General features: G+C 59.6%; 23 protein-coding genes. 3 read left to right on the top strand and 20 right to left on the bottom strand.

Features of this window, described 5'->3' with window-relative positions; genetic code table 11:
- Positions 1 to 49: 49 nt before the first annotated feature.
- From cynS to Q1B40_RS22725, 8 genes are all read right to left on the bottom strand, one after another.
- Positions 50 to 553 (bottom strand): cyanase, encoded by a 504-nt coding sequence (cynS, locus tag Q1B40_RS22760; RefSeq protein WP_235867110.1) that lies wholly within the window; start codon positions 551 to 553, stop codon positions 50 to 52.
- A 39-nt stretch (positions 554 to 592) separates the two neighbouring features.
- A complete protein-coding gene (locus tag Q1B40_RS22755) occupies positions 593 to 1,771 on the bottom strand; it encodes an FAD-dependent oxidoreductase (protein WP_299820097.1) in 1,179 nt (392 codons plus the stop codon).
- Between the two features lie 67 nt (positions 1,772 to 1,838).
- Positions 1,839 to 2,693 (bottom strand): sulfurtransferase, encoded by an 855-nt coding sequence (locus Q1B40_RS22750; protein WP_299820094.1) that lies wholly within the window; start codon positions 2,691 to 2,693, stop codon positions 1,839 to 1,841.
- A gap of 36 nt (positions 2,694 to 2,729) precedes the next feature.
- Positions 2,730 to 3,884, bottom strand: a complete 1,155-nt coding sequence (locus tag Q1B40_RS22745; RefSeq protein WP_299820091.1) for an acyl-CoA dehydrogenase family protein — start codon at positions 3,882 to 3,884, stop codon at positions 2,730 to 2,732.
- 83 nt (positions 3,885 to 3,967) lie between these two features.
- On the bottom strand, positions 3,968 to 4,504 hold the full coding sequence (locus tag Q1B40_RS22740; protein ID WP_068415913.1) for an OsmC family protein: 537 nt from the start codon (positions 4,502 to 4,504) through the stop codon (positions 3,968 to 3,970).
- 37 nt (positions 4,505 to 4,541) lie between these two features.
- A complete protein-coding gene (locus Q1B40_RS22735) occupies positions 4,542 to 5,414 on the bottom strand; it encodes an ABC transporter permease (protein ID WP_299820086.1) in 873 nt (290 codons plus the stop codon).
- Positions 5,411 to 6,697, bottom strand: a complete 1,287-nt coding sequence (locus Q1B40_RS22730) for an ABC transporter substrate-binding protein (RefSeq protein WP_299820083.1) — start codon at positions 6,695 to 6,697, stop codon at positions 5,411 to 5,413. The genes Q1B40_RS22735 and Q1B40_RS22730 overlap by 4 nt, the downstream gene beginning before the upstream one ends.
- 31 nt (positions 6,698 to 6,728) lie before the next feature.
- Positions 6,729 to 7,562 (bottom strand): ABC transporter ATP-binding protein, encoded by an 834-nt coding sequence (locus Q1B40_RS22725; protein WP_299820080.1) that lies wholly within the window; start codon positions 7,560 to 7,562, stop codon positions 6,729 to 6,731.
- A 340-nt stretch (positions 7,563 to 7,902) separates the two neighbouring features.
- Between Q1B40_RS22725 and Q1B40_RS22720 the strand changes: the two genes are divergently transcribed.
- Entirely contained in the window at positions 7,903 to 8,490 is a 588-nt protein-coding gene (locus Q1B40_RS22720; protein WP_299820291.1) for a TetR/AcrR family transcriptional regulator, read from the top strand.
- A gap of 80 nt (positions 8,491 to 8,570) precedes the next feature.
- Here Q1B40_RS22720 and Q1B40_RS22715 read toward each other — a convergent pair whose 3' ends face one another.
- The 5 genes from Q1B40_RS22715 to Q1B40_RS22695 form a co-directional block, all read right to left on the bottom strand.
- Positions 8,571 to 9,263, bottom strand: a complete 693-nt coding sequence (locus Q1B40_RS22715) for an aspartate/glutamate racemase family protein (protein WP_299820077.1) — start codon at positions 9,261 to 9,263, stop codon at positions 8,571 to 8,573.
- A gap of 5 nt (positions 9,264 to 9,268) precedes the next feature.
- Positions 9,269 to 10,108 carry an ABC transporter permease gene (locus Q1B40_RS22710; RefSeq protein WP_299820074.1) on the bottom strand — a complete coding sequence of 280 codons (840 nt, stop codon included), beginning with the start codon at positions 10,106 to 10,108 and terminating at the stop codon, positions 9,269 to 9,271.
- Between the two features lie 2 nt (positions 10,109 to 10,110).
- Positions 10,111 to 10,989 (bottom strand): ABC transporter permease, encoded by an 879-nt coding sequence (locus Q1B40_RS22705; protein WP_068415925.1) that lies wholly within the window; start codon positions 10,987 to 10,989, stop codon positions 10,111 to 10,113.
- 83 nt (positions 10,990 to 11,072) lie between these two features.
- Positions 11,073 to 12,365: an extracellular solute-binding protein gene (locus Q1B40_RS22700; protein ID WP_299820069.1), complete on the bottom strand. Its 1,293-nt coding sequence runs from the start codon at positions 12,363 to 12,365 to the stop codon at positions 11,073 to 11,075.
- A gap of 65 nt (positions 12,366 to 12,430) precedes the next feature.
- On the bottom strand, positions 12,431 to 13,423 hold the full coding sequence (locus Q1B40_RS22695; protein WP_299820066.1) for an ABC transporter ATP-binding protein: 993 nt from the start codon (positions 13,421 to 13,423) through the stop codon (positions 12,431 to 12,433).
- 269 nt (positions 13,424 to 13,692) lie between these two features.
- On the opposite strand from Q1B40_RS22695, the gene Q1B40_RS22690 reads away from it, so the two are divergent.
- Complete coding sequence (locus Q1B40_RS22690) at positions 13,693 to 14,412, top strand: GntR family transcriptional regulator (RefSeq protein ID WP_299820063.1); 720 nt, start codon at positions 13,693 to 13,695, stop codon at positions 14,410 to 14,412.
- A gap of 39 nt (positions 14,413 to 14,451) precedes the next feature.
- On the opposite strand, the gene Q1B40_RS22685 is transcribed toward Q1B40_RS22690, so the two are convergent.
- The 5 genes from Q1B40_RS22685 to Q1B40_RS22665 form a co-directional block, all read right to left on the bottom strand.
- Positions 14,452 to 14,796, bottom strand: a complete 345-nt coding sequence (locus Q1B40_RS22685; RefSeq protein WP_299820060.1) for an SgcJ/EcaC family oxidoreductase — start codon at positions 14,794 to 14,796, stop codon at positions 14,452 to 14,454.
- 299 nt (positions 14,797 to 15,095) lie between these two features.
- Positions 15,096 to 15,530, bottom strand: a complete 435-nt coding sequence (lysM, locus tag Q1B40_RS22680) for a peptidoglycan-binding protein LysM (protein ID WP_299820057.1) — start codon at positions 15,528 to 15,530, stop codon at positions 15,096 to 15,098.
- 288 nt (positions 15,531 to 15,818) lie between these two features.
- Positions 15,819 to 16,691: an MBL fold metallo-hydrolase gene (locus Q1B40_RS22675; RefSeq protein WP_299820054.1), complete on the bottom strand. Its 873-nt coding sequence runs from the start codon at positions 16,689 to 16,691 to the stop codon at positions 15,819 to 15,821.
- Positions 16,692 to 16,891: 200 nt separating this feature from the next.
- Complete coding sequence (locus tag Q1B40_RS22670; RefSeq protein WP_299820051.1) at positions 16,892 to 17,335, bottom strand: DNA starvation/stationary phase protection protein; 444 nt, start codon at positions 17,333 to 17,335, stop codon at positions 16,892 to 16,894.
- Positions 17,336 to 17,656: 321 nt separating this feature from the next.
- On the bottom strand, positions 17,657 to 18,301 hold the full coding sequence (locus tag Q1B40_RS22665; RefSeq protein ID WP_299820048.1) for a peroxiredoxin: 645 nt from the start codon (positions 18,299 to 18,301) through the stop codon (positions 17,657 to 17,659).
- A 112-nt stretch (positions 18,302 to 18,413) separates the two neighbouring features.
- Between Q1B40_RS22665 and Q1B40_RS22660 the strand changes: the two genes are divergently transcribed.
- On the top strand, positions 18,414 to 19,331 hold the full coding sequence (locus tag Q1B40_RS22660; protein WP_299820045.1) for a hydrogen peroxide-inducible genes activator: 918 nt from the start codon (positions 18,414 to 18,416) through the stop codon (positions 19,329 to 19,331).
- A 39-nt stretch (positions 19,332 to 19,370) separates the two neighbouring features.
- Here the strand turns inward: Q1B40_RS22660 and Q1B40_RS22655 are convergent, their stop codons facing one another.
- Both Q1B40_RS22655 and Q1B40_RS22650 read right to left on the bottom strand, forming a co-directional pair.
- Complete coding sequence (locus Q1B40_RS22655) at positions 19,371 to 21,413, bottom strand: C1 family peptidase (protein ID WP_299820042.1); 2,043 nt, start codon at positions 21,411 to 21,413, stop codon at positions 19,371 to 19,373.
- A 117-nt stretch (positions 21,414 to 21,530) separates the two neighbouring features.
- The gene (locus tag Q1B40_RS22650; protein ID WP_299820039.1) at positions 21,531 to 23,504 is read right to left on the bottom strand and encodes a DNA/RNA non-specific endonuclease; all 1,974 of its coding nucleotides are present in this window, start codon (positions 23,502 to 23,504) and stop codon (positions 21,531 to 21,533) included.
- Between the last annotated feature and the right edge of the window lie 39 nt (positions 23,505 to 23,543).

Below are 23,543 nucleotides of genomic sequence, written 5' to 3'. Positions count from 1 at the left end.
TGAAACAGGGCAGCCGCTCCGGTTGGATCGGCTGCCCTCCTGGTTCACATCACCATTGATTATAAGGCAGGAACTTGCCGCACATGGTCACCTTGACCCGGTCACCTTTCGGGTTCTCTTCCCGCTCGATCTTCAGGTCGAAATCGATGGCGCTCATGATTCCGTCGCCGAACTCCTCATGGATCAACTCCTTGATCGTGTCGCCATAGACATAGGTGATCTCGAAGAAGCGATAGATCAGCGGATCCTTGGAAACCGTTTCGGCTTCCTGACCCTTTTTGGGCGGCAGTTGAAGGGCGATCTCGACGTCTTTGGTGCGATTGCCGAAGCCGAGGAAGCCGGCAACCTTTGCAGCGGCTTCTGCCGGAAGGGCATTCTGGCCGAGACACGCCGACACCACGAAAACATCGGACATTCCGGCGGCTGCGGAGATATCCGCCCAGCTTGCCTGCTTTGCGAATTTCGCGGCCATGACCAGTTCGGTCATCTCCAGCTTGGTCATCAAGGGCGCCAGTGTGACATCGGCGGATGGCATGCTCGTAACGGTGCTCATGTTTGCTCTCCTGGTTTGACGTGGTTATGCAATTCCGTTTCAGGCGGCAGCAGCCTCGGGCAGCTGCGCGAGTTCTCTGCGCGCCAGCATGTGCTGACGCGGTGCGTTGATGGCGTCGACGGCCAGAAGCCGGTCGCCGGAAAAGTAGCTCAGGGAAAAACTGCCGCTGTCGGGATCACCGTCCAGCCGTGTGCGATCGTAACCTTCGGACAGGCCGGCGATCTGCAGCTTGGTGTCAAACTGATCGGACCAGAACCAGGGAACCGGATCGTAGACAACGCTTTCGCCCAACATGGCGCAGGCCGCAGCCTTGGCCTGATCGATTGCATTCTGGACGCTTTCGAGGCGGAGCTGCCTGCCGTAGCGCTTCGAGGGATAGAGACTGCAGTCACCGGCGGCAAAAATATCCGGTGCCGATGTCCGGCAGTCCTCATCGACGACGATACCGCTCGATACCTCAAGCCCCGCCGCCTCTGCAAGTCCGGTGACCGGCACGGCGCCCACCGCGACCAGGACGAGATCCGCCTCAAGTGCACTGCCGTCAGCCAGCTTCACTGCAGTGACAGAGCCGCTGCTCCCCTCAAGAGCCACAACATTGATGCCGAGATGAAAGCCGACCCCGTTCCGGCCGTGAAGCGTTTGAAAATACTCCGATATCTCCGGAGCAACCGAGCGCATCAGCACCCGGGACTGTGCCTCGACCACCTGCACCGACTTGTCCATGCCCGCGGCTACTGCGGCGAATTCCATTCCGACGTAGCCTGCGCCGATGATGACGATCCGTCTCGCGCATGCCAGCGCCTCGCGGAGAGGGGCGATATCGTCCATGCTGCGGAGGGTGAAAACGCAGTTCAGATCTGCGCCCGGCAACGGAATTTGCCGCGCCCGCGTTCCCGTGGCCAGCAGCAGCCTGGAGTAAGCGAGCTTTTCGCCGTTCTCCAGACAGACACTTCTGGCCTGAACGTCCAGACTGTCGACCCTGCTACCCGACCGGAGATCGATCGCTTGTGCCGCAAAATAGGCTTCCGGGCGGAGGTAAAGCTGCTCTTCCGCCATGCTGCCTTTCAGGTAGGCTTTCGACAACGGGGGCCTCTGGTAGGGCAACCGGCGCTCATCCCCGAAGAGCACGAGATCCCCGTCATACCCCTTGGCCCGCAACGTCTCGGCGGCTTTCATTCCGGCCTGACCGGCTCCAACAATCACAATTGGCGCATTCATTCTCTTGGTCCTGTTTTTCGCTCAGGACACCGGCGGCAGGCTGCCGCCGCCGGTGCGGTTCAGCCTTTTAAAAAGGCAGACCTTCCTCGATCGGAAGCGCAGGATCGCGAGACCACTCGTTCCAGGAGCCGAAATAGATCTTGACGTCTTTAACGCCCGCCTCCTTGAGCGCCAGATAGGTGTTCGAAGCGCGCGCGCCCTTGAAGCAGTAGATGGCAACCGGCGTTTCCGGCGTGATGCCCACCGTGGCGCATTCCGCGAGGACCTCGTCCTTCGACTTGATCATCGGCCCCGATGCCGTCGGCTTCATCATCCGGTACCATTCGATCCATCTGGCACCCGGAATCCGGCCCTTGCGCGGGCAGAAATCCTTGCCGTATGGCGACGAGCTTTCCGCGATCCACTCGTCGATGTCGCGCACGTCCAGCTTGACGACACCTTCGCTCTTGATCGCCTCCATCATGTCGGCGACGTCCATCATCAGTTCCGCGCCATTGTCGGATACGGGGAACGTCTTCGGTTCCGGAGCGACGGCGTCGGTTGATGTCGAAAGACCGGCAGCCTCCCACGCCTCATAGCCACCATGCAGGACCTTGATCTTCGGATAACCCAGATATTGCAGCAGGAAATAGCCGCGGCAGGATTGACCGAAGCCGGTTGCCATCGACTGTTCGTAGATCACGGCCGTTTCCGCGCCCGACAGACCGACCGAGCCGAACTCCTCTGCGAACTTGCCCCGTAGTTCGGCAATGCCTTCAGGCGAGGACGTTGCCAGATAGGTGAAGATGTCATGCAGATTGACCGCGCCGGGAATATGACCGGCGGCATAGGCTTCCGGTGCACGGGTATCGATCACGACACAGGGCTCACTTGCGACGAGGCTTTCAAGGCCTGCGGGAGAAATCAGACTTCCATCCGTCATAATCATTGCTCCTTGGTTTGCAAAAAATCGGTGTGATCAGGCAGCCCCAAAATCCGACAGCATCTTTCTGAGCTGTTTGGTGGCGGGTGTTACGATGGCCACGAAATAGGCCTCACGAAGTTTTCTCTGAGCCGCGCCGCGCCGCACATAGCCTCGCGCGCCGCAATGAAGCATCGCGTTGTGAGCGGCTGCGACCGAAGCATCGCCTGCCGCCAGGCGCGCCTTGATGACGCGAATGAAATACTCCCTGGACGTATCGAACGGCGTCCTGGCCAGCTCAAAGACCTCCTGCTCCATGGCGGCGAGCTGCGCGCGGAAATCATCCGGTTGATCGGGAAGATGGCAGTTGACGTGAGACAGGGTTTGACCGGCCTGATCCATGAGGTCGATACATGAGCGGATCATGCCGAAAGCCATGCCGGCCTGAAGCAGGATGAACCCGGCCCGGATGCGCGGAATGTAGTCGTCTATCGGATCTGCAAGCACGCTCTCCACCGGGATAAACGCCTTGCGCAACTGAATGCCGAAAGTCCTGGTGCCATCGAGCGCAACGAAATCGTCGTTCTCGGAAATCTTCACACCCTCGCCGGAACAATCGGCAACGGCCATGACCTTCCGTTCGCCCTCATCCGGCAAGGCAAAGACGATACCGAAATGATGGTCCTCACCCAGGTTGGACACCCAGGGCAAGGTGCCGGTGACCTCATAGCCTCCCTCTACCCTGACGCCCTTGAGGCGGAGCTTTTCAATGCCGAAGAGCGATTTCATCGGATTGGACAGGCCGGTGCCGCCGAGGACGTCGCCGCTGGCGATCTTCGGACCGAGGGTCCGCTTGAGGGTTTCATTTTCGGAATTGGCGATGTACCAGGCGAGCGCGTCCTGGCACCAGACGCAAAAGGCCGTCGAGAGACATTCCTCACCGACTGTCGTCATGGCGCGGATAGCGGTTTCGAGATCGAAGGCATCCGGAGCATCGGCCTCCGCCGCGCTCATCGGAGCATGTTGGCCATAAGCGCCGGCGCGACCGAGCGCGCGCATCACGGCTTCCGGGTAAACGCCCTTCAGATCGATGTCGTGGACGAGAGGAGCAAGGTCGGTCTTCGCGATCTGCGCCACATTCGCCAAAATGCTCTCGACGCTCTCCGGCGAGATCGCATCTACGACCGTCTTGAGCTGTACCTGTGCGTTCATCTTCACACCTCCTCGTTCCACGGACGGGAATTGATTTTCGGGACGATCCGCCCCGCCTGCTGCGGCGGGGCGAACCGGTTGCATCAGACGGACGCAGCGACCATGTTCACGGGCCGCGAGAAGGTGTTGAACACCGGCGACCACTGGCACACATGAGCGATCAGCTCGTCGATGGTTTCCTGCGGAGCATCCGCGTCCATGTGGACGTTGATCCGCACGTCGGTGAAACCGACCGGCTTTTCGCTGACATCGCCCGTGCCCCAGACAGCGGTGATGTTGAGATCGCCTTCGAGTTCAACTTCGAGCGAGTTGATGGTTATCCCCCGGTGCACCGCGTTGGCGTGCAGACCGACGGCAATGCACGAGCCGAGGGCTGCCAGAGACGCTTCGGACGGGTTCGGCGCAGTGTCATCACCCAGAAGGCCCGGCGGTTCGTCGACGATGTAGGGATCCAGGTCGCGGATGTAGTTGGCATGCCGGAATCGACCTTCCGCAACCGTCTTGCACTTCAGGGTCTTGACCGCTTTCGGGTTCTTCTTGCCATTCTCGATCAGGGCATCGAGACCGCCCTTGTCGATAGGTGCCAGACATCCCGTCAGGGCTGTTGCAGGTTCGGACATTCGTTTCTCCTTTTTGGTTTCCTTGGGCAAAATGAACTCAGGATGATCGCAGCCAGCTGAGCTTTGCGATGGCCAGCTGCAACAGGGAATCGAGGCTGAAACCAATCACCCCGATGATCACGACGGTGGCCGCGAGCCGGTCGTATTCGAGCGTGTCGCGGGCGTCGTTGATGGCGTAGCCGAGCCCGGAGGTGACCCCGAGGTATTCGGCCGGAACGAGGATGATCCAGGCGACACCGAGCGCCAGGCGGATGCCGGACAGGATGTCCTGGGAGATCGCCGGCAGGATGATGACGAACAGCATGTGCCAGGGTCGGGCGCCCAGGTTGCGGGCGACCTTGAACCAGGAAGGTTCAATGCGCCTGAGACCGGAAGCCGTCGAAAACAGGACCGGCCAGATGGCGGCGACCGCAATCAGGAAGACGATCGCGCCTTCCCAGGTGGCGAAGGCCATGACCGCGATGGGCATCCACGACAGGGGCGAAATCATCCGCAGGAACTGAAACGGCACATTCGTGAGCTTGCGAAAGCCCGCGATGGCACCGACCAGAATACCGACAGGCACTCCGATGGTGATGGCCCAGAACAGCCCGGAGGCGATCCTGTACAGACTGGGAACCGTTATCTGGAAAGCTTCCCCTGTCCGGATCATGTCCGTCAGCCGGACCAGGGTCGGCGCGGGAGCGAAATCGGCAAAGGCATAGAGATCGTCGGAGGCCGCAACCATGCGCCCGCCGAGCCACCAGACGGCCAGCAGCAAAGCCATTCCGGCCAATGTATAGCCAAGGCTTTCCAGTCCGCCGCCGATACGGCCTCTCATGTTCTCGGACAGAAAGGCCTTGCTGCTGCCGGGTGAGTAGGACGGTGTGAACCCGGCCTCCCGCGTCGTGATTGGGCTCGCCTGGTTCACAGCGACAGGACCTCCTCGCGGTTGTAGGGGTCGCCCGGATTGACCGACGGGTCGTTCTTCCATTCAGGGTATTTTTCCAGAGACGCCTTCACGAAGCTGCGGTCGACAAGGTCGTCGGCCACGAAGGCCGGATCGAGACCGGCTAGAAATTCCGTGTCACCGCCAACCACGGTTTCCTTCATCTGCTCGACAGTCAGTCTGGTTGCAGAAGGATAAGGCCACGGCTGGAAGTCGATCCGTCCGTTTTGCCACTCGTCAACATGCTTGACCGCACCGCTCTCCCGGTAGGCGGGCATGTCGTATTCGGTCATTGCACGTTTGACGACCGGCCCCGGAGCCGGAAGATAACCTTCGCCGTTCTTGGAAATGATCTGTGCGACCTCGGCCTTGTTGGTCGAGGCGTAGATCGCACCGCGCACAACGGCATTGACCACCTTCTGGGTCCACTCGGGGCGTGCCTTCGTCGCTTCCTCATGCATGCAAAGCACGCAACAGGGGTGGTTCTTCCAGATATCGCCGGTGAACCGCAGCATCCGTGCACCGGCCTTCATTTCACCAAGCGCGTTGAAGGGTTCCGCGACGATATAGGCGTCCAGTTTCCGCGCGGCGAGTGATGCCGGCATTTCCGGTGGCGCCATGACCTGAAGATTGCACTCGTTTGCCGCCAGCGGCTCGCCCGGCCCCTTGATCACCGGCGTTACGCCTGAGGCTCTCAAGGCATACTGCAGGACGATGTTGTGCATCGAATACCAGAACGGCACCGCCACCTGTTTGCCGCCAAGCTGGGAAAAGTCGGTGATGTCGGTGTGTTTTCCAACGACGAGGCCGGAACCGTTGGTATGCGCCCAGGCCATGATCTTGACCGGGAAGTTGTTGTTGTACCGCATCCAGATCGGGATCGGATTGAGGAAGTGCACCACATTGAACTTGTTGGAGACGAAGCCCTCGATCAAAGGCGACCATCCGCGGATCAGGGTCGGCCGTTCCGCCTCCAGCCCTTCATCGGCGAAGAAACCCTTGGCATGGGCCACCAGAAGCGCGGTCGCATCGGTGATCGGCAGATAGCCGATGCGCACGACTTCATCGTCCTGCGCGTAGGACATCTGAGGCAGTGACGACAGAAGTCCGGACAGCGACGCGAACAGACCGCCCTTGGCGAACATGCTCAGCATTTGACGGCGCGAGTAATCTCCCGCATAGGCCTCGCCGACCCATTTCTGCATTGCCCAGTCAAACTCTTCGGTTTTCAGGCTGTCGAGATAGTTGCTTTCGGATCTGCTCATGGTCACATGCCTCTGTTGTCGGGAAAACGGGTCAATTGGCGGCCAGCCGGTCTATGGGCGCTGGCGTGTTCAGGCTGTCCTGGGGAATGAAACTCTGCGCCTCGGCCATCGCCATGCCCGCCGCCGCCTCATAGGCGGCAACGAGCTCACGGCGCGCTTCGCCGAAGGCAGCCATCGATGGCAGGCGGTCACCCGAGATCGGGATTGTGATTTCGGCTTCGATGTCCCCCGGGTCTGCTTTCATCACCAGCGCACGGTCCGCCATCATCACGGCTTCGTTGATGTCGTGGGTAACGAGCACGAGCGTGATGCCAAGCTCCTTGCAGATCTTGCGAATATCCCTTTGCAGCGCATGCCGGGTGAAGGCATCGAGAGCCGAGAGCGGCTCGTCGAGCAGCAGGACATCGGGTTTCAAGGCAAGTGATCGTGCCAGGGCAACACGCTGCTGCTGGCCGCCGGAGAGATCCTGGACGTTGCGTTTCGCATAGTCGCCGAGTTCGACCAGTTCCAGGACTTCCGGGATGCGTTTGCCGGCCTCGCGCATCTTGCCATTGAAGCGCAGACCAAGCCCGACGTTCTGCTCGACACTCATCCAGGGATACAGGCTGGGAGCCTGAAACATCATGATCCGGCTCGGCGATGGCTCCGTTATCCGGGTCCCGTCGATCAGAACCTTGCCTTGGGTCGGCAATGACAGCCCGGACAGGATATGCAGCAAAGTCGACTTGCCACAGCCCGATCGCCCGACCAGTGCAACCGCTTCACCGGGACAGATCTCCAGATCGATCTGCCCGAGAGCCTGCGTCCCTCCCCCCTTGTATGTGTGGGAGACACCAATCGTCTGAATATGCGCACCATCTGTCATAGATCGCCTCAAGCATGATACATACCGTTCTGTTTCCTATAAGCAGGGACCATGCCAGTTGGCGGTTTTTCTTCTTCCGGGTTGTTTCCATTGATATTTTCTGGTTCCGGCCAAATTTCCGGAACGACCGCACTGCACAAATTGAAATCGAATGATCATGCCAGGCGCCTATTTCCGCGCCCGGTGCACCTGAGGTTCACTCTTATTTGCCTCACGCCCCCGGATTGACCGGATTGAAATGTGCAATCGGGTCGGCTAAGCAAAGGAAACAGATCGGTCGGTAGCTTTAGGAGAGGTCTCCGTGTCCCTTTCACAAAACACGTTTTCGGAAAACTCCGGTGTGACCTCACAAGCTTCCGGACGGGGGGCCGCACGCGAGCGGCTCCTGCTCGCCGCGTCGGATCTCTTCTGCAAGCAGGGCATCAATGCCACCGGCGTGGACGCCGTCATTGCTGCCGCAGGCACCGCCAAAACAACTCTCTACAAGGCCTTTGGTTCAAAGGAAGGTCTGGTCGAGGCGGTTCTGGAGCGCGAAGGTGAAAGCTGGCGAAAATGGTTTGTCGAAGAGGTTGACGCCCTGCCCGGCAGTCCCTCGGATAAACTCGTCCACCTCTTCGACGTCCTGAAGAAATGGTTTGCCGAAGAGCACTTCTACGGCTGTCCCTTCATCAACGCCGTTGCGGAGCACGACAAGGACGATGACCGCATGCGGGCTATCGCCCTCCGGCACAAGACCGTCGTCCTCGACAAGATCCGCGAGCTGGCCCGTGAGGCCCGGCCGGAAGATTCCGAGGGACTGACCCATGAGCTGGCGCTTTTGATCGATGGCGCCATTGTAGCCGCTCTGATCACCCGCGATCCGAATATCGCCGACCACGCCCGCAATGCCGCAGCCAGGATCCTGAACAATTACGACCTGGATGGATGAGGTGGTTGCTTCGGCGCAATAACTGAAAATCGCGGCACGATATGATTGGGATACTCTTCCCACCAAGCCGACCGCCAGTTTCAGCCTGAACGATTGCCCTGATACGGAAGGGCTTCAATCAGCCTGACCGCAGCCGCGATACCGTCGATGACAGAGACCTTGAATTTGTCACTGAGGTCTTCGGCAAGATCGGCCATGCCCGCGCAGCCCAGTGCGATGGCGCCGATGTCATGGTCCGCCAGAGCCGCCGCGATCTCGGCCTCGATTTTTGCGCGCCCGGCGCCACCCTTTTCTTCCAGCGCCAGAACCGGAACCTCCGAGGCACGAACCTCGGCGCATCGCGCCCGCAGACCGGTCCGGCGCAGGTTGTCCTCCAGAACCGGAACGGAAACGGACAACGTGGTCACGACCGAAAACCGCACGGCACTCAAGGCCGCCATGTGGTAGGCGGCTTCGCCGATGCCGAGAACCGGAAACGGACAGCGCTGCTTGAGCTCCCAAAGGCCGGTATCGTCAAAGCAGGCGATAATGATCGCATCGATGTGCTCGGGTCCCGCAATCCAGTCCTCGACAAGCGCGAACAGACCGGGAAGAGCCGCCTCGCCGTCCTCCCTGCCCTGAATGGCGACCGGACCGGTGGGGGGATTGACGGCGGTTATCCGGGTGGACGGGCCGGCAGCGGCCATTGCCGCCACCCCGATCTTCGCAGTCATCGAAGCCGTGGTGTTCGGATTGATGACCAGAATATGCGTACCATCCCTGCCGCGAGACATGCGCCTCACACCAGCCCCGAGCCGGCATCGGAGCCGCCGCTGGCCTGACGCTTGCGCATCACGACAACGATGGTCAGAAAGGTGCCGATGATGAAGAACGAGAAAACGGTCGTCAGCGTGCCGAGAGCATAAAGAACCGGCGACGTGACATTGGTCGTCATGCCGAAGATTTCCAGCGGCAGGGTGTTGTAGGAGCCCGCCGTCAGCAGGGTGCGCGCGAATTCATCGTAGGACAGGGTGAAGCCGAACAGGGCGACACCGATCAGCATGGGCGCTATGATCGGCAGCACCACATGGCGCACGGTCTGCCAGGGCGACGCCCCGAGGTCACGCGCGGCTTCCTCATAGGATTTGTCGAAGCGGTTGAAGACCGCGAACATGATCAGCAGCCCGAACGGCAGCGTCCACGTCAATTGCGAGCCGAAGCCGGACGTTGCCCAGTGCACTTCCAGATCGAGAATGTTGAAGATCAGGCCGACACCCAGTGACACCAGGATCGAGGGAACGATCAGGCTGGCGATGATCAGATAGAACAAGACCGAGGAGCCGCGGAACTTGCGGCGGAAGGCCATGCCCCCCATGACCGACAGCACAACCGTCACGCTCATGACCATCAGTCCCAGCGCGAAGGAACGCCGGAAGGAGCCCCAGATGTCGCCGACCGCCTGCTGCTCGAACAGATCGTAGAACCAGTGAACGGAAACGCCGTTCATCGGGAAGGTCAGCCCGCCCTTTGGCCCCTGAAACGACAGGATGCCGATGGTGATCACCGGGCCGTAGAGAAAGATCACGAAGAGCGTGAAAAAGGCCGCCAGAACATAAAAGGAGCGCGATCTCGGTTCCATGCTCACAGCTCCTTGCGGATGTCGACGAAGCGCATCATCACGCCGATCATCAAGAGGACGGTGCACAGAAGCACCACGGAAGACGCCGCCGCCGCCGGATATTGCAGAAGCGCGATCTCGTTGGAGATGATCCGGCCGACCGAGGCGCTTTGACCGCCCGACATGTGGCGTACGGTGATGAAATCACCCATCACCAGGGTCACGACGAAAATCGATCCGATCATGATGCCGGGCTTGGCCAGCGGTATGATGACGTTGGTGAGGATCTGCAGGCCGCTTGCACCCGCATCGCGCGCCGCCTCGATCAGGGATTTGTCGATCCGCATCATGGTGTTGAAAATCGGAACGACCATGAACAGCGCGTAGAGATGCACGAAGGCGAGCACCACCGCGAAATCGGAATAGAGCAGCCATTCCAGCGGCTCGTCGATGACGCCGAGACTGATCAGGCTGGAGTTGGCGATGCCGTTGCGGCCGAGGAACGGGATCCAGGAAATCATCCGGATGATGTTAGAGGTCCAGAACGGAATGGTGCACACCAGGAACAGCGCGATCTGCACCGGCAGGGAGCGGACATGGAAGGCCAGGAAATACGCCACGGTAAAGCCGATAACAGCGCAGAAGCACCAGGTTAGCACCATGAATTTCAGCGTCTTCAGATAGGTTGCCCAGGTCACCGCCGAGGTCAGGTGGTAAACGTAATTGTCGAGAATGAAATCGGGAAAGAACGACCACTCGTTGAAGTTCCAGAAGCTGACCGTGACGATGGTCAGGATCGGCAGCAGCAAAAAGAACCCGAGAACGCAGGCCAGTGGCGTCACCAGCATCCAGCTGACACGCTCGGCCCGTTTCGATGGATCGATCTTCTTTGTCGTCTTCATGAGATCAGGTCTGCCCGGAAGGTTTTAATGCCCCTGCCCGGCACGACGCCGGACAGGGAAAGCTGGAGTTCTCGTTGCAGCGGTCAGGCGGCGATGAACTCGTTCCACTTGCGAACCATGTAACGGTTTTCGTCCATGACCGCGTTCCAGCAGGCAACGGAGCCCATGCGGTCGTAGAAGGAACCGCCGTCGCGCACGGCACCGGCTTTTTCCATGACATCGCCGAACGGGTTCTTGATGTCGCCTTCGGCGGGCTTGCCCTCGAACCAGAAGCCCCATTCGTCTTCGGTCATGAAGTTCTTGGAGGTTTCCGGCACGGCGGAATAATAGCCCTGGCGCATCAGGAAGCCGCCGACCCAGCCGTCGAGATACCAGTTGATGTACTCATAGGCCGCATCCAGTTCGAGGCCGGACAGGTTCTTGGAAAGGCCCAGACCGCCGCCCCAGGAGCGATAGCCTTCCTTCAGCGGCTGATAAACGCAAGGAATGCCCTTGGCGCGCACGGCGGTGATCGCAGGCGACCACATGGACTGGATCACCACCTCACCGGAAGCCATCAGGTTGACGCTTTCGTCGAAGGATTTCCAGAACGCGCGGAACTGACCGTTCTTCTTGGCTTCCGTGAAGATACCGAGCGTCATGTCGATCTCTTCCTGGGTCATGTTGCCCTTGTCCGGGTATTTGTATTCGCCCATCGCCTCGACAACCATGGCCATGTCCATGATGCCGATGGAGGAGATGTCGAGGATAGACGCCTTGCCCTTGAACTCCGGGTTCAGCAGTTCGGCCCATGTGTCGATCGGACGACCGATGAGATCCGGACGAATGCCCAGCGTATCGGCGTTGTAGATGGTCGGGATCAACGTCATCCAGCCGGATTCTTCCTGAACGAAATCCGTGCCTTCCGGACCGGATGTAAAGCCGACCGTATGCGGCGCCGTACCCTGAGCGATGACGCTCTCCGGGGTCAGTTTGCCGCTTTTGAAGGTGCCGACAATCTTGTCGTAATTCTTGATCTTGGAGGTGTCCATCGCCTGCAGGTTACCGGCGCCCCAGACCTTCTTGCAGATCCAGTATTCGATGTCCGCGATATCGAAGGACTTCGGCTGTGTAGCGGCACGCTGGGTGACGCTGTCGCTGTCGAGCGCGGTCATCTCCAGTGTAAAGCCCAGGTCTTCCTTCACCTTGGCGGCAACTTCATTGATGTTGGAAACACCGGTCCCGAACTGGCGCAATGTCACATCCTTGATGTTCTGCGCCCAGATGGTCGGAAAGCCGGTTACGGCTCCCGATCCGATGGCGGCACCGGCGGCGGCGGCGCTGCCTTTCAGGATGCTGCGACGGCTGATGCCTTTGGTGTCTAGCTGCTTTGTCATGCGTTTCTGCTCCTGTTCCCTGAAAAGGATTTGTTCCGGCGTCCCCTGCCGGCGTTTCAGACGGCTTACACCGCCAAGGCGTGGGCATCCTCCGGCTTCCAGACGAGGAAGACGGTGGTGCCGATTTCGATCGGATCCGTGAAAAAGACCGTGTCCGACAAGGCAGCCGTCAGATCGCCTGCGCTGCCCGCATCGAGCGCCAGATTGACCGACGACCCGAGATATTCGACGTCCTTGACGGCGGCGGTCAGCATTGCGCCGCCTTCGCCCGCCTGTCGTCTGACGTCCAGTTTGTCCGCCCTCACGGCAACGGCCTCGCCGCCAACCTGCAGAACGTTGTGGCCCCCAATGAACCTGGCGACGAATTCGGTTGCAGGTGCATTGAAGACATCCCGGGGAGAGCCGGCCTGTTCAATCTTCCCGCCATTCATGACGATGATGTCGTCCGCCAGCGCCAGGGCTTCGTCCTGGGAATGGGTCACGTGGATGAAGGAGATCCCGAGTTCACGCTGCAGGCGTTTGAGCTCCAGCCGCATCTTGATGCGCAGAAAGGGATCGAGCGCCGACAACGGCTCATCGAGAAGCAGGACGGAGGGTTCGGTGATCAATGCCCGCGCCAGGGCAACACGCTGCTGCTGGCCGCCCGACAACTGATCGGGAAGTCGCTCCGCATAGGACACCATGTCGACCAGGTCGAGCAGCTCCATCGCCCGCTTCCGGCGTACGGATTTCTCGACGCCCTTCATTTTCTGGGAAAAGGCAACATTGTCCACGACGCTGATATGCGGGAACAATGCATAGTTCTGGAACATCATCGCCGTGCCGCGGCTGGCGGGCGGACGATCGGTGATGTTGACGTCGCCCAGAAGGATATCGCCTTCGCTGACCTGTTCGTGGCCGGCGATCATCCGCAATGTCGAGGATTTACCGCAGCCGGACGGACCGAGCAGGCACGAATAGGTTCCTGACTTGAACGTGTGATCGATGGCGGCCACCGCAACGGTCTCACCGTAGCGTTTGGTGGTCGCGACAAGTTCCAGGTCAAGTGCTTTGGTCATATGCTCGGTTCTCGGATCGCCTGACGATTTCGCCAGTTCCTTCGCAATCACCGTGCCAGATTATTTTTTTCGCGGAATTCCGCTGATCATGAGGAAATCGATCTGATAAATGCTGCGGCAGACCATCTCGAGTGCACAATTTATCATCACATTAAATACACTATGCACAAATATTGTATACAATTTTGATTGTGCCCGCGAACACCCGCGCTATGATGACGACATACCCACAGTCCGCCAGCTTAGATGGCTCCGCAGATCGCAAATCGATGCCCGAAAGAAAAGACGCACACCACCTTCATGATCTGTTCCAGCTCCCGCCGGGACGAACTCTCGATATCTGCCTGAAGATCCACGCAGCGATCCTGGAGCACCGCCTCGCGCCGGGCACGAAACTGTCTGAAGATGAAGTCGGTGAGATTTATGGCGCCAGTCGCACGGTCGTTCGGGCCGCCCTTCAGGCATTGGCCCACACGGGACTGGTCACGATTGAAAAAAATCGCGGTGCCTTTGTCGCAAAGCCGAGCATTCGTGAAGCCCATGAGATTTTCGAGGCCCGGGCACTCATTGAGCCAAGAGTGGCCCGCATGACGGCCAAAGCCATCACCGAGAACGACCTTGCACGTTTGCAGGCCCATATCGATGCGGAGCACCAGGCCCTTCATGACGGAGACATGGGCAAAGCCCTGTCACTCTCCGGCGCATTCCACACCACGATTGCCGACATTGCAGGCCAGCAGGTCCTGGCCCATATGGTCCGGTCCCTCATTTCCCGGTCCTCCCTGATCATTTCCATGTACTGGAAACGCCCCGACACGGCCTGCGAAAGCCATTCACACCATGCGCTGATGAAAGCCTTTGCAGAACATGACAGCGACGCGGCCGAAGAAATCCAGAAAAGTCATCTGATCGATCTTCATTCAGGGCTGAATCTGGTCGAAGTCCGGCAGCAGCACGACTCCCTGAAAGACATCCTTCGAACTGGATGACGGTTCAGGTTTTTCCATACTTTCCGCCAGGAAGCGGCGTCATTTGGACATGGCGAGCACATGATACATGTCCCGGTGCAGAAACCATTCGCCGTTCACCTTCTTCCAGATGTGCATGGACCGGCCGGTGATGGTCTGCGCGTTGAAGGCGACCAGCGTCTCGCCGATCTCGATGGCCGTATCGTTACTGGTCTGATCGATCTCAAGCACGCGGTATTTGAGGCCGGCGACACCACTTGCAAACGCGTTCGCGTAGTGCGCCGCAATCGGCGCACGCCCGACAAGGGCTTTGCCCTGGGGCGGAAGAAGCGCACCATTTTCAGTGTAGAAACCGGATATGATCTCGGCATTCTTCGCGTTATAGGCCTCTGTGAAGGCAGCCATTCTTGTCACGATGGGATTGTCCTGAGATCGGGCTGGGCCGCAGACCGTCACTGCAATCAGAACAAAAAGACAGAAGCGAATAATCGACATTGTGCGCTCCAATTCATGTGGCCTGTCCAGCAGGCAAATGCGATCACGTCGGAATATTTTTTTTGAATATTTGAATATATGTCGGGAGTGACCTCTTCTCCCCGGGTTCGTGCCGCGCTTGCAAATCGGCTTGGCGCGCGTCGGGCAAAGTTCTGTCCCTGTCGATAATCCCCAGACCGCGGCATGTGCCGCGGTCTGGAACAATGCCCTTAAAGGGCAGGAATACGCAGCACCTGACCCGGGTAGATCTTGTCCGGATGCGACAGCATCGGCTTGTTGGCCTCGAAGATCGCCTGGTACTTGGAGCCGTTACCATAGGCCTTTTCCGCGACCGCCCAAAGCGTGTCGCCCTTTTCCACCGTGTGGAAAGTCGCTTCGGGCTCGCTGGTCTCGACCGAAATCTCTTCTTCGACCTTGCCGATCCCTAGGACGTTGCCGGCAGCAAGGATCAGCTTTTCGCGCGCTTCCTGCGTCGGAGCGGCACCTGCGATCTTGACGGTATCGCCGCTCACCTCAACCTTGACGTCTCCGTCGAGCCCAAGGGCTGCAACTTCCTTCTCGATAGCTTCCGCGCTGGAGGCCGGTGCCTCGTCATCGCCGAACAGCTTCTTGCCGGCATCTTTTACAAAATCGAAAAATCCCATGTCTTTTTCCTTTTAAACGTGCACATGCGGAACCTGCCGTTCCATCTGGATGGAAGCAAGTTCACGCAAGGGAATCATATTGCAGAATTTGGCGGTATGCGGAAGAAAATTCAGGTCCACAGCCCAAAAGACCGTGCGCAGCCCGATCCGAAAAGGCAGTGGGACGGGCGATGACCCATTTGCACAGCCTGCCGTCATCCTGCGATCCGGCCCGCTGTTGCCGAGCCGCTACAGGTTTTGCCGGGTCCGGCGACGGGCCGCAAGGTCTTGTGGCCCGTCGCACCGGTGTCACCGGCGTTCGAAATAATCGAGCGGCACCTTGAGGTAGGACCGGCCGTTGTTTTCCGGTTGCGGTTTACGGCCGCCACGAATGTTGATCTGCAGCGCCGCCAGCATGAGCTTGGGGAGCGGCAGCGTGGCGTCTCGCGCATCGCGGACAGCGCAATAGTCGGCTTGCGACGGTGCCCCGGCAAGATGAATGTTCTCCGCCTTTTGCGCACCGACCGTCGACATGCACTCGGCTTCCCGCCCCTCCGGCGCGTAGTCGTGGCCGACGAAGACACGGGTGTCGTCCGGCAAGGCGAGAATGCGCTGCAGGCTTTGATAAAGCTCTTTCGAAGAGCCGCCGGGAAAATCGGCGCGCGACGTGCCGCTGTCGGGCATCATCAGCGTGTCATGCACGAATGCGGCATCCCCGGCGACATAGGTGACCGAGGCCAGCGTGTGACCGGGTGAAAACATCACCCGGACCGGTATGTTGCCGACCATGAACTCCTCACCGTCGGCGAACAGATGGTCCCACTGGCTGCCGTCCGTCGGAAAGTCCTCCGGCAGGTTGTAGATTTCCTTCCAGAGCCTTTGCACTTTCACCACATGCTCGCCGATGGCGGTCGGCGCGCCGAGTTTTTCCTTCAGCCAGGGAGCGGCGGAAAAATGATCGGCATGGGGATGCGTATCGAGAATGCGGACGATCTCGATGCCTGTATCGCGCACATGAGCAAGGACTTCTTCGGCGCTGTCGGTGAAAGTGCTGGCCGAAAGCGGGTCGAAGTTCAGAACCGGATCGACGATCGCGCCCTTCATGGTCTGCGGATCGTGAAAGACATACTGCCAGCTTCCGGTTTGCTGATCCCAGAAGGATTTGACGACGGGATGGGGCATTTTATTCTCCTGGAGCGTGTCGCGTTACATTGAATTCAGGAAACCGTTTAAACGCAACACGCTATAAGGGATCCCGCCGCGAGGTTTTGCATCCCGCGGCGTGGTGTCCACCGATTTCAAACGGTCCGATGTTGAAATGGAGAGCCTGGTCGACGTGTGGATGTCGGTGCACCCGCACGCCAGAGGACAGCTTCCGAAGCTTACTTCCGCGAGGCTTTCATCATCCAGAGCTGCTGTTCATGCCATTCCAGGCGATCTGACAGCATGCCTGCGGACGGCTCGTCCCCGGCTTCCTGCGCCGTCACGATGGCCTTGCGCAACTGGCCCGCCAGAGCGTCATGGGATTTGATCAGCGCATCGACCATGGCTTCGGCGGATTGCGCCGGGGCGGCTTCCTCGCCGGCCAGTTTCATCAGCTCTCCGATGGAGCCCGGAGCATAAGCTCCCATGGCGCGGATACGCTCGGCGATCGGATCGAGCGCGTTCCAGAGGTTCTGATACTGCTCCTCGAACATCAGATGCAGCTGGCGGAAACTCGGGCCCTCGACATTCCAGTGATAGCCATGGGTCTGAACGTAGAGACGGAACGTCCCAGCCAGAACCTTGCTGAGGCTGCCGGTGTTGTCTTGCGATTTGTCGGTCATGATCTGTCTTCCTGAAAGTTTGTTGTTCCGGAATGAAACTGAAAGGCCCCAGGCACGTAGCCTGGGTCTTTCCGGGTAGGTGAATAACTGCCTTGGATCACGGACCCACGATGGAGGATGAGTCGATTGGACGCGGAGCAATCCGGTCAAATCCAGAAGCAAGGCGTTGGCTTCCCCCGCGGAGCAGCGCACCTGACGGGCAGCAAACCCGTACCGCGCGCCCTTTCCGGCGAGGGCCACCATCCTCATTCTATTTCGTCCTCGTCCGGCTGGCCCTGACCTAGATCATCCTGTCTTCATTCCCGTGAAGACAGGAGTTCCTCAAAGGCTGCGGGTCGAGAAGTACCAGTCGACGGTGTCGTAGCCTTCTGAGTTTCGGGCCACCGCCGCATCAAACGTAGCCGGGGTGGGCACGATGACCGCATCGCCGGGTTTCCAGTTTTCCGGGACGGCGCATTTGTTCTCGTCCGCTGTTTGCAGGGCGACCAGAAGACGGTGGATTTCGTCCACCGACCGGCCCGCGACCATCGGATAGTAGACCATGGCGCGCAGGATGCCCTCTGGATCGATGATGAAGGTTGCCCTCACGGCCGCCGTGTCGGAGGCACCGGGCTGTATCATTCCATAGTCCTTGGCGACCTTCATGTTCAGATCGGCGATAACCGGAAAGCCGACATCGACGCCGAATTTCTCCCTGATGTTGAGCAGCCAGGCGATGTGGGCATAGTGACTGTCGATCGAAAGCCCGAGCAGTTCGGTATTGCGCGCGGCGAAATCGTCCTGCCGCCTGGCGAAACCGATGAATTCGGTTGTGCACACGGGCGTGAAGTCGGCCGGATGGGAAAAGAGGATCAGCCACTTGCCCTTGTAGTCCGACAGTGTTTTCCGGCCCTGGGTGGTCGGAGCGTCGAAAGCGGGAGCCGGTTCGTTCAGACGCGGCATCGGGGTCTGGGTCGCTTCGCTCATGATCAAATCCTCGGTGAAAGCTGAGTTCGTTTATTGCGATGATTTGAAAATAAGAACTGGCTATTCATTTGTGAAATTGATAATTAGAAATTCTCTTATAGGGTTTTTCTATATGTCACCGGCAATCACCCTGCGCCAGATGCGCTTCCTCGTCGCCGTCGCCGACGAGCTCAACTTTTCCCGCGCGGCAAAAGTCTGCTTCGTGACTCAGCCAACCCTCAGCACCGGCCTGAAGGAGCTGGAGGAAAGGCTTGGCGTGGTGCTGGCGGAGCGCACCAAGCGGTCGGTCATTCTCACGCCTGTCGGCGCGGAAATTGCCGCCCGCGCTCGCGCTGTCCTGGTGTCGGTTCGCGAAATAGAGGATCTGGCCGCCACCCGGGCCGGATCCGACGGCGGCGATCTGCGGCTTGGCTCAATTCCGACAATCGGCCCCTTTCTGGTTCCGCGCGCCCTGCCCGCGATCCGGAAAGCATTTCCCGACTTGCGGCTGCTGCTGCGCGAGGAAATGACCGAAAACCTTCTGGAAGGCCTGCATGATGGCCGTCTCGACCTTATCCTGTTTGCACTGCCCTTCGATACGTCAGGTCTCGAAACCATGCATCTGTTCGACGACGGCTACCACCTTGCCACCACGCCCGGCAGTCTTGGAACAACACCGGTCAGCGGCTCGGAACTCGACGGCACCCGGTTGATGCTTCTGGAACGCGGCCATTGCCTGCAGCGCCATGCCCTGAGTGCCTTTCCGGAAAGAAATATTCTGCAGGACGACAGCTTTTCCGCCACCTCCCTCTCCACGCTGATCTCGATGGTGAGCGAAGGCGTGGGCATTACCCTTCTGCCCGACCTTGCCATCGACGCGGGCGTGCTCGGCGGCCAGAAGATCGACATCGCCCCCCTGCCCGACGCCTGTCCGCGCCGCGTCGTTCTGGCCTGGCGCACGACCAGCGCCCGTATCGACCTGTTCCGGAAACTGGGAGAGATATTGCGGGAGACACGGACGCATATCGGACAGCACCCAACCGACCCGTGAGCGGATGCGGCCCAGCGGACCGGCAGACACCCGGCTATCCTATTCCACCAGAAGGCTGGCCCGGTCGTCATAGGCGGTTTTGAATACTGACACGGGCGCTTTGCCGAGAATGCGTTCCAGCAGCATGTCGAGCACATCGATACGCAGGTCGAAATCCCTGTGCGGCACATTCAGCGAATGCATCGATACGCCCGGCTCATCCGCCAGAACATTGGCCGGTCCGCCGAGAGCCAGAAGATTTGCATGCCATGCCTTGTCGTTGTCGCAATAGCTGATCCCTCCGGTTGCTATCCCGGTGTAGTCGTCATTGGCGCGCCTTTCCGCGATCGCCAGCACCCGAGTCCACAGTTGCGGCCAGTTACCGCTGTATCCGGGCAGCGGCCGGTCGTTGCGCATGGCTTCCTTGCCCTGCAGATAGAGGTCGAGATGTTCGATCACCGCGTCGTCTCCCCGTGCCCTGCGGCTGAGTGGCAGGTCTTTGGGATGAACCAGCCTTTCCAGAAAGGACTCGCGGACCGTCTGCACGGTCAGCATGGGTGCATAGAGACTGATCGATGACAGGACAGGATGCCGGCTCCAGTGCTGCGTGTGCGAGAGAAGCGCGGCAAGCAGGGACGCTCCAAATCCATGCGCCGACAAGTGGTAGGAAACCTCGCCGCGGCGGTGACGGTCACCGAGCGCGCTGAACAGGTCATTCAGGATATCCAGTCCTTCGCCAAGCCGCCCATCACCGTTCCCGTAGACCACCGACATCGAGCTGCGCTGTATTTCTTCGACGATCCGAAGCGCCGACGCCGAAAGCCGGCCTTCGATACGCCTGTCTTTCTCCTGGCTTTCGCCCAGACCCGCAATCACATTGGCGCGCTCGACCTCAGCCTCCACCATGTCATGCACGGTGGAGGACAGTTCGTTTTCGACGGTCACGAAGAACGGGTAGATACCCTTACTCTTGAAGACCGGGACGGCATCGCGAATTGCGGCCATCGTTGCGTTCTCGTGGCGCTGCAGCCCCATGAAATGAACGAGAACATGCTTGTATTTCGGACTGTCCTGCAGAATTCTGACCGTTTCCTGGAGCGTCCTGGGATCGACGTGATAGGCGCCATAGCGGTCCAGACGACCGCGCGACGTCGATGCGATATGGCCCAGCACATCGAAGCGCGTCGGCGGTGTGGCCGGCCGCAGAGAATCCTTGTCGAAAGCGCCTTCTCCGAGCCGCAGTCCCCGGCTTCGCAATGACAGCGGGTTGACCGCCGTTGCCTTGCTGGCGACCTGCACCGCGAGCCGGAGGACCCACATGTCGACGACATTGGCCGACCAGTCCTCGTAACTCCACAGGGCCACCCCCTTGTCGCCCCATTCGGGCCCCCAGGAATTCTGAACAAGAAACCCTTCTTCGGTATAGCCGACCAGGATGAAGGCATGCCGGCCGATCCTCTTGGCTTTCCTGTCGCCGAAGGGAATGCGTCCGCCATCGGTTGCCCAGCCCGGGTGCAGGTCTGCCGAGGCAAGCACCAGTCCGGCCTCATTGAGCGCGGCATGCACATCCGACAACCGCGGACGCACACGGTAATAGGCACCAAGCTGAACCCGGCGCGCGCTTTCCAGGATTTCACGTGTCATATGCCATTGCTGGTCCGAAAGCCCTCGGGTCACCGCCTCGGAGCAGGCACCGTTGAAATAAAACGCCTTCAGCGCACCGCGGATCGATGAGCCTGAATAGGATTCGCCGGGGAATTCATCGTGAAAGCGGGCAATGTTGTAGAGCATGTCCGCCGATGCCCAGGATCGCCGGTCTTCCGCCGGAAGAGGCGCATCCTTGGGCAGGTTGAGCATCCGGTCACGGGCCCGTAAATGATCGATTATCCCGGCCAGCGCATGGGCGGTGCAACTGCTCTCGTTTCCCTGGTCGCGAATACGCTCGTCGCTCCACCAGGGCGCCGTTCCGTCACGCGGATCGATGCGCGGCGCCAGGCCGGCCAGCGTCGGCTTGTAGAGATAGTCGCGGACATCCCCGACATCGGCGCTGGTTTCCAGCAACCGCGTCCCGCCGAAATACAAAGTGGAAGCCGGCTTAACCAAATCGGTGTCCCCTGAAGCGCCGCCTTGAACTCTCCTGCTCCCGTCCGACTTTGGTTGACGGGGGCAGGACGCTGACCTGTGCCGGCATTTTTCTCGTACTCACTGAATGCGGTCTGCCTAACCGGCTTCCACATCCTCAAGAGAGCCGAGCGGCTTGATATGATCGCTGGGACCGGTGAGGAGCCCCGTCACGGATTCCAGCTTCTGCTTGTGCTCGGCACGCATTTCCGAGGTCACCGCGAACGTGTCCGCGTCCCGAAGTGGACCGAAATCATGCCCTGTCAGCCGTTCCAGTTCCTCGATCGTCACCTGGTACTCCTCGAAACCCTGCCCGAAGACCAGCTCCAGATCCTTTGGTTTGACGAGATGCTCCTGGGAGAGAATGAAGGCCTGCGCCTGCAGCACGCGGCGGTTCGACCGTCCGCGCCGTGTCCTGCTGATCGAGGCAACAACCTTCCAGAAACGCATCGGCACCTGAATGCCGGTGCGCTTCTGCACCGGGTCACCGTCATCGAAGATGCAGCCGACGAAAACCGAGATCCTCGCATCCGCATCGTCTGTCTTGTCGAGAACATGCTCCTCCAGCTTGAGCCATATCCTCTGGTTCAGTTTTTTGTGCTGGGGCGCGATATTCGGGAAATACATCGAATCCAGATTGGCCAGTTCGGCCTCTTCCTTGGTTCCCCAGCACGGATCGAGCCGGCGGATCAGGTGGCCCCGATCCAGATCGTTCCTGGAATAGAGATCTTCCCCGGCCTGTTTATCTTCCGCCAGCCTGGGATCGAGCTTGAAGGAATTTATCCTTCTCGGCCGGCGGAGTTCGTTGCCGTCGATATTGGCGGCCGCGTAGAAGGCCAGCCTGCGTTCTCCGTTTATGACGGCCGAATAATGGGTGTATTTCAGCTCGGTCTCACCGGAGTGCGTTTGCGCGAGTTTGAGAACCTGCACACTGTTCAGCTCGGGAAGCGGAACCCGAAGGGAGCCCTCACCCAGGAAATCGGGCTGATAACCCTGCCTGCCCTCGAATTGCCGGGCCTCTTTTGACGAACCGGAACCGTTGGATCCGCCGGAAGCCTTCGTGTCCTCGTCTTCGTCACCGGTTCCGGTTTCGAAATAAACGGAATGACGCGTCAGGATATCGGCGACGGCGTCAATCTTGACGGCGTAGTTCTGCGTCAGCGCGCTTCCGGCGTAGTGAAGGCCCACGGCGCCTCCCGTATCGACATCGATAATCATCGAACCGGAATTGCCGCCGAGGGTCGTCGCATTGTGTGTGAAACCGGTGGGCGACTGGTTTTCGTCCATGATCTGACCGGGGGCGAAGCGTTTGACGTTGTAGATATCGTTGAAATACAGGTCCATCGCATCGACCGGATTGTCGCGCACGGCTTTTGCCGGATAGCCGATGACGCCGATCGTATCAGGCTTGCGTCCGTCAAGCTGAAGAGCGACGGGGGCCGCCATGTTCGTCAACGCACTCCTGTCCATCTTGAGGATCGCCACATCCGGCAATCCCGTCGGCTCGATATGGAGTATCGAGGACACAAGCATTTCGAGCTGTTCGTCGGATTCATGCTCTTCGCGCAGGTCCATATAGACCTTTATGCCGCGCGCGAAGCCCCAACCCTCGCGCCGAAGCTGGGCGAAATAGGCGGCAACGTGCCGGTTGGTGACGAAGGTGTCCTCATTCACCCGCCAGCCGGTACCGATCCACTTGTTGTGAGGATCGTTGCGCAGGTCCACCCTGCCGACATTGGCAATCGCCCGGTCGATCACGTTGCGCCTGGGAAGAAGAACATCTCTCCAGAGTTGCAGTTTGGGTGTTTCGAAGGTGCCGTTCTTGACCAGCAGCGACGGATAGCCGGTACGCATCACGATCGCTTCGGTATAGGTCGGAGCGCTCAGGTCGGTCTTTCCCTTGCGCAGGCGGTCAACCGCTTCTTCGAGTGTGGCCGGACCACTCCTCGCGGTGACGCCTTCGAGCATCTCATCCTGCGGGAACGGCGCTTCCGCGACGATCTTGCTTTCGTTGTCGAGAAGACTTTCAAGCGCCTGACGGTTTTCGAGCTGGGACTGGAAAACAGTTTTCATGACAGATACCCAAATGTTTGAACCAAGAATAAGAAATAA

The sequence above is a fragment of the uncultured Roseibium sp. genome (genome assembly GCF_947496995.1).
GTDB lineage: Bacteria > Pseudomonadota > Alphaproteobacteria > Rhizobiales > Stappiaceae > Roseibium.
This window is presented reverse-complemented; position numbering and strand designations above follow the sequence as displayed.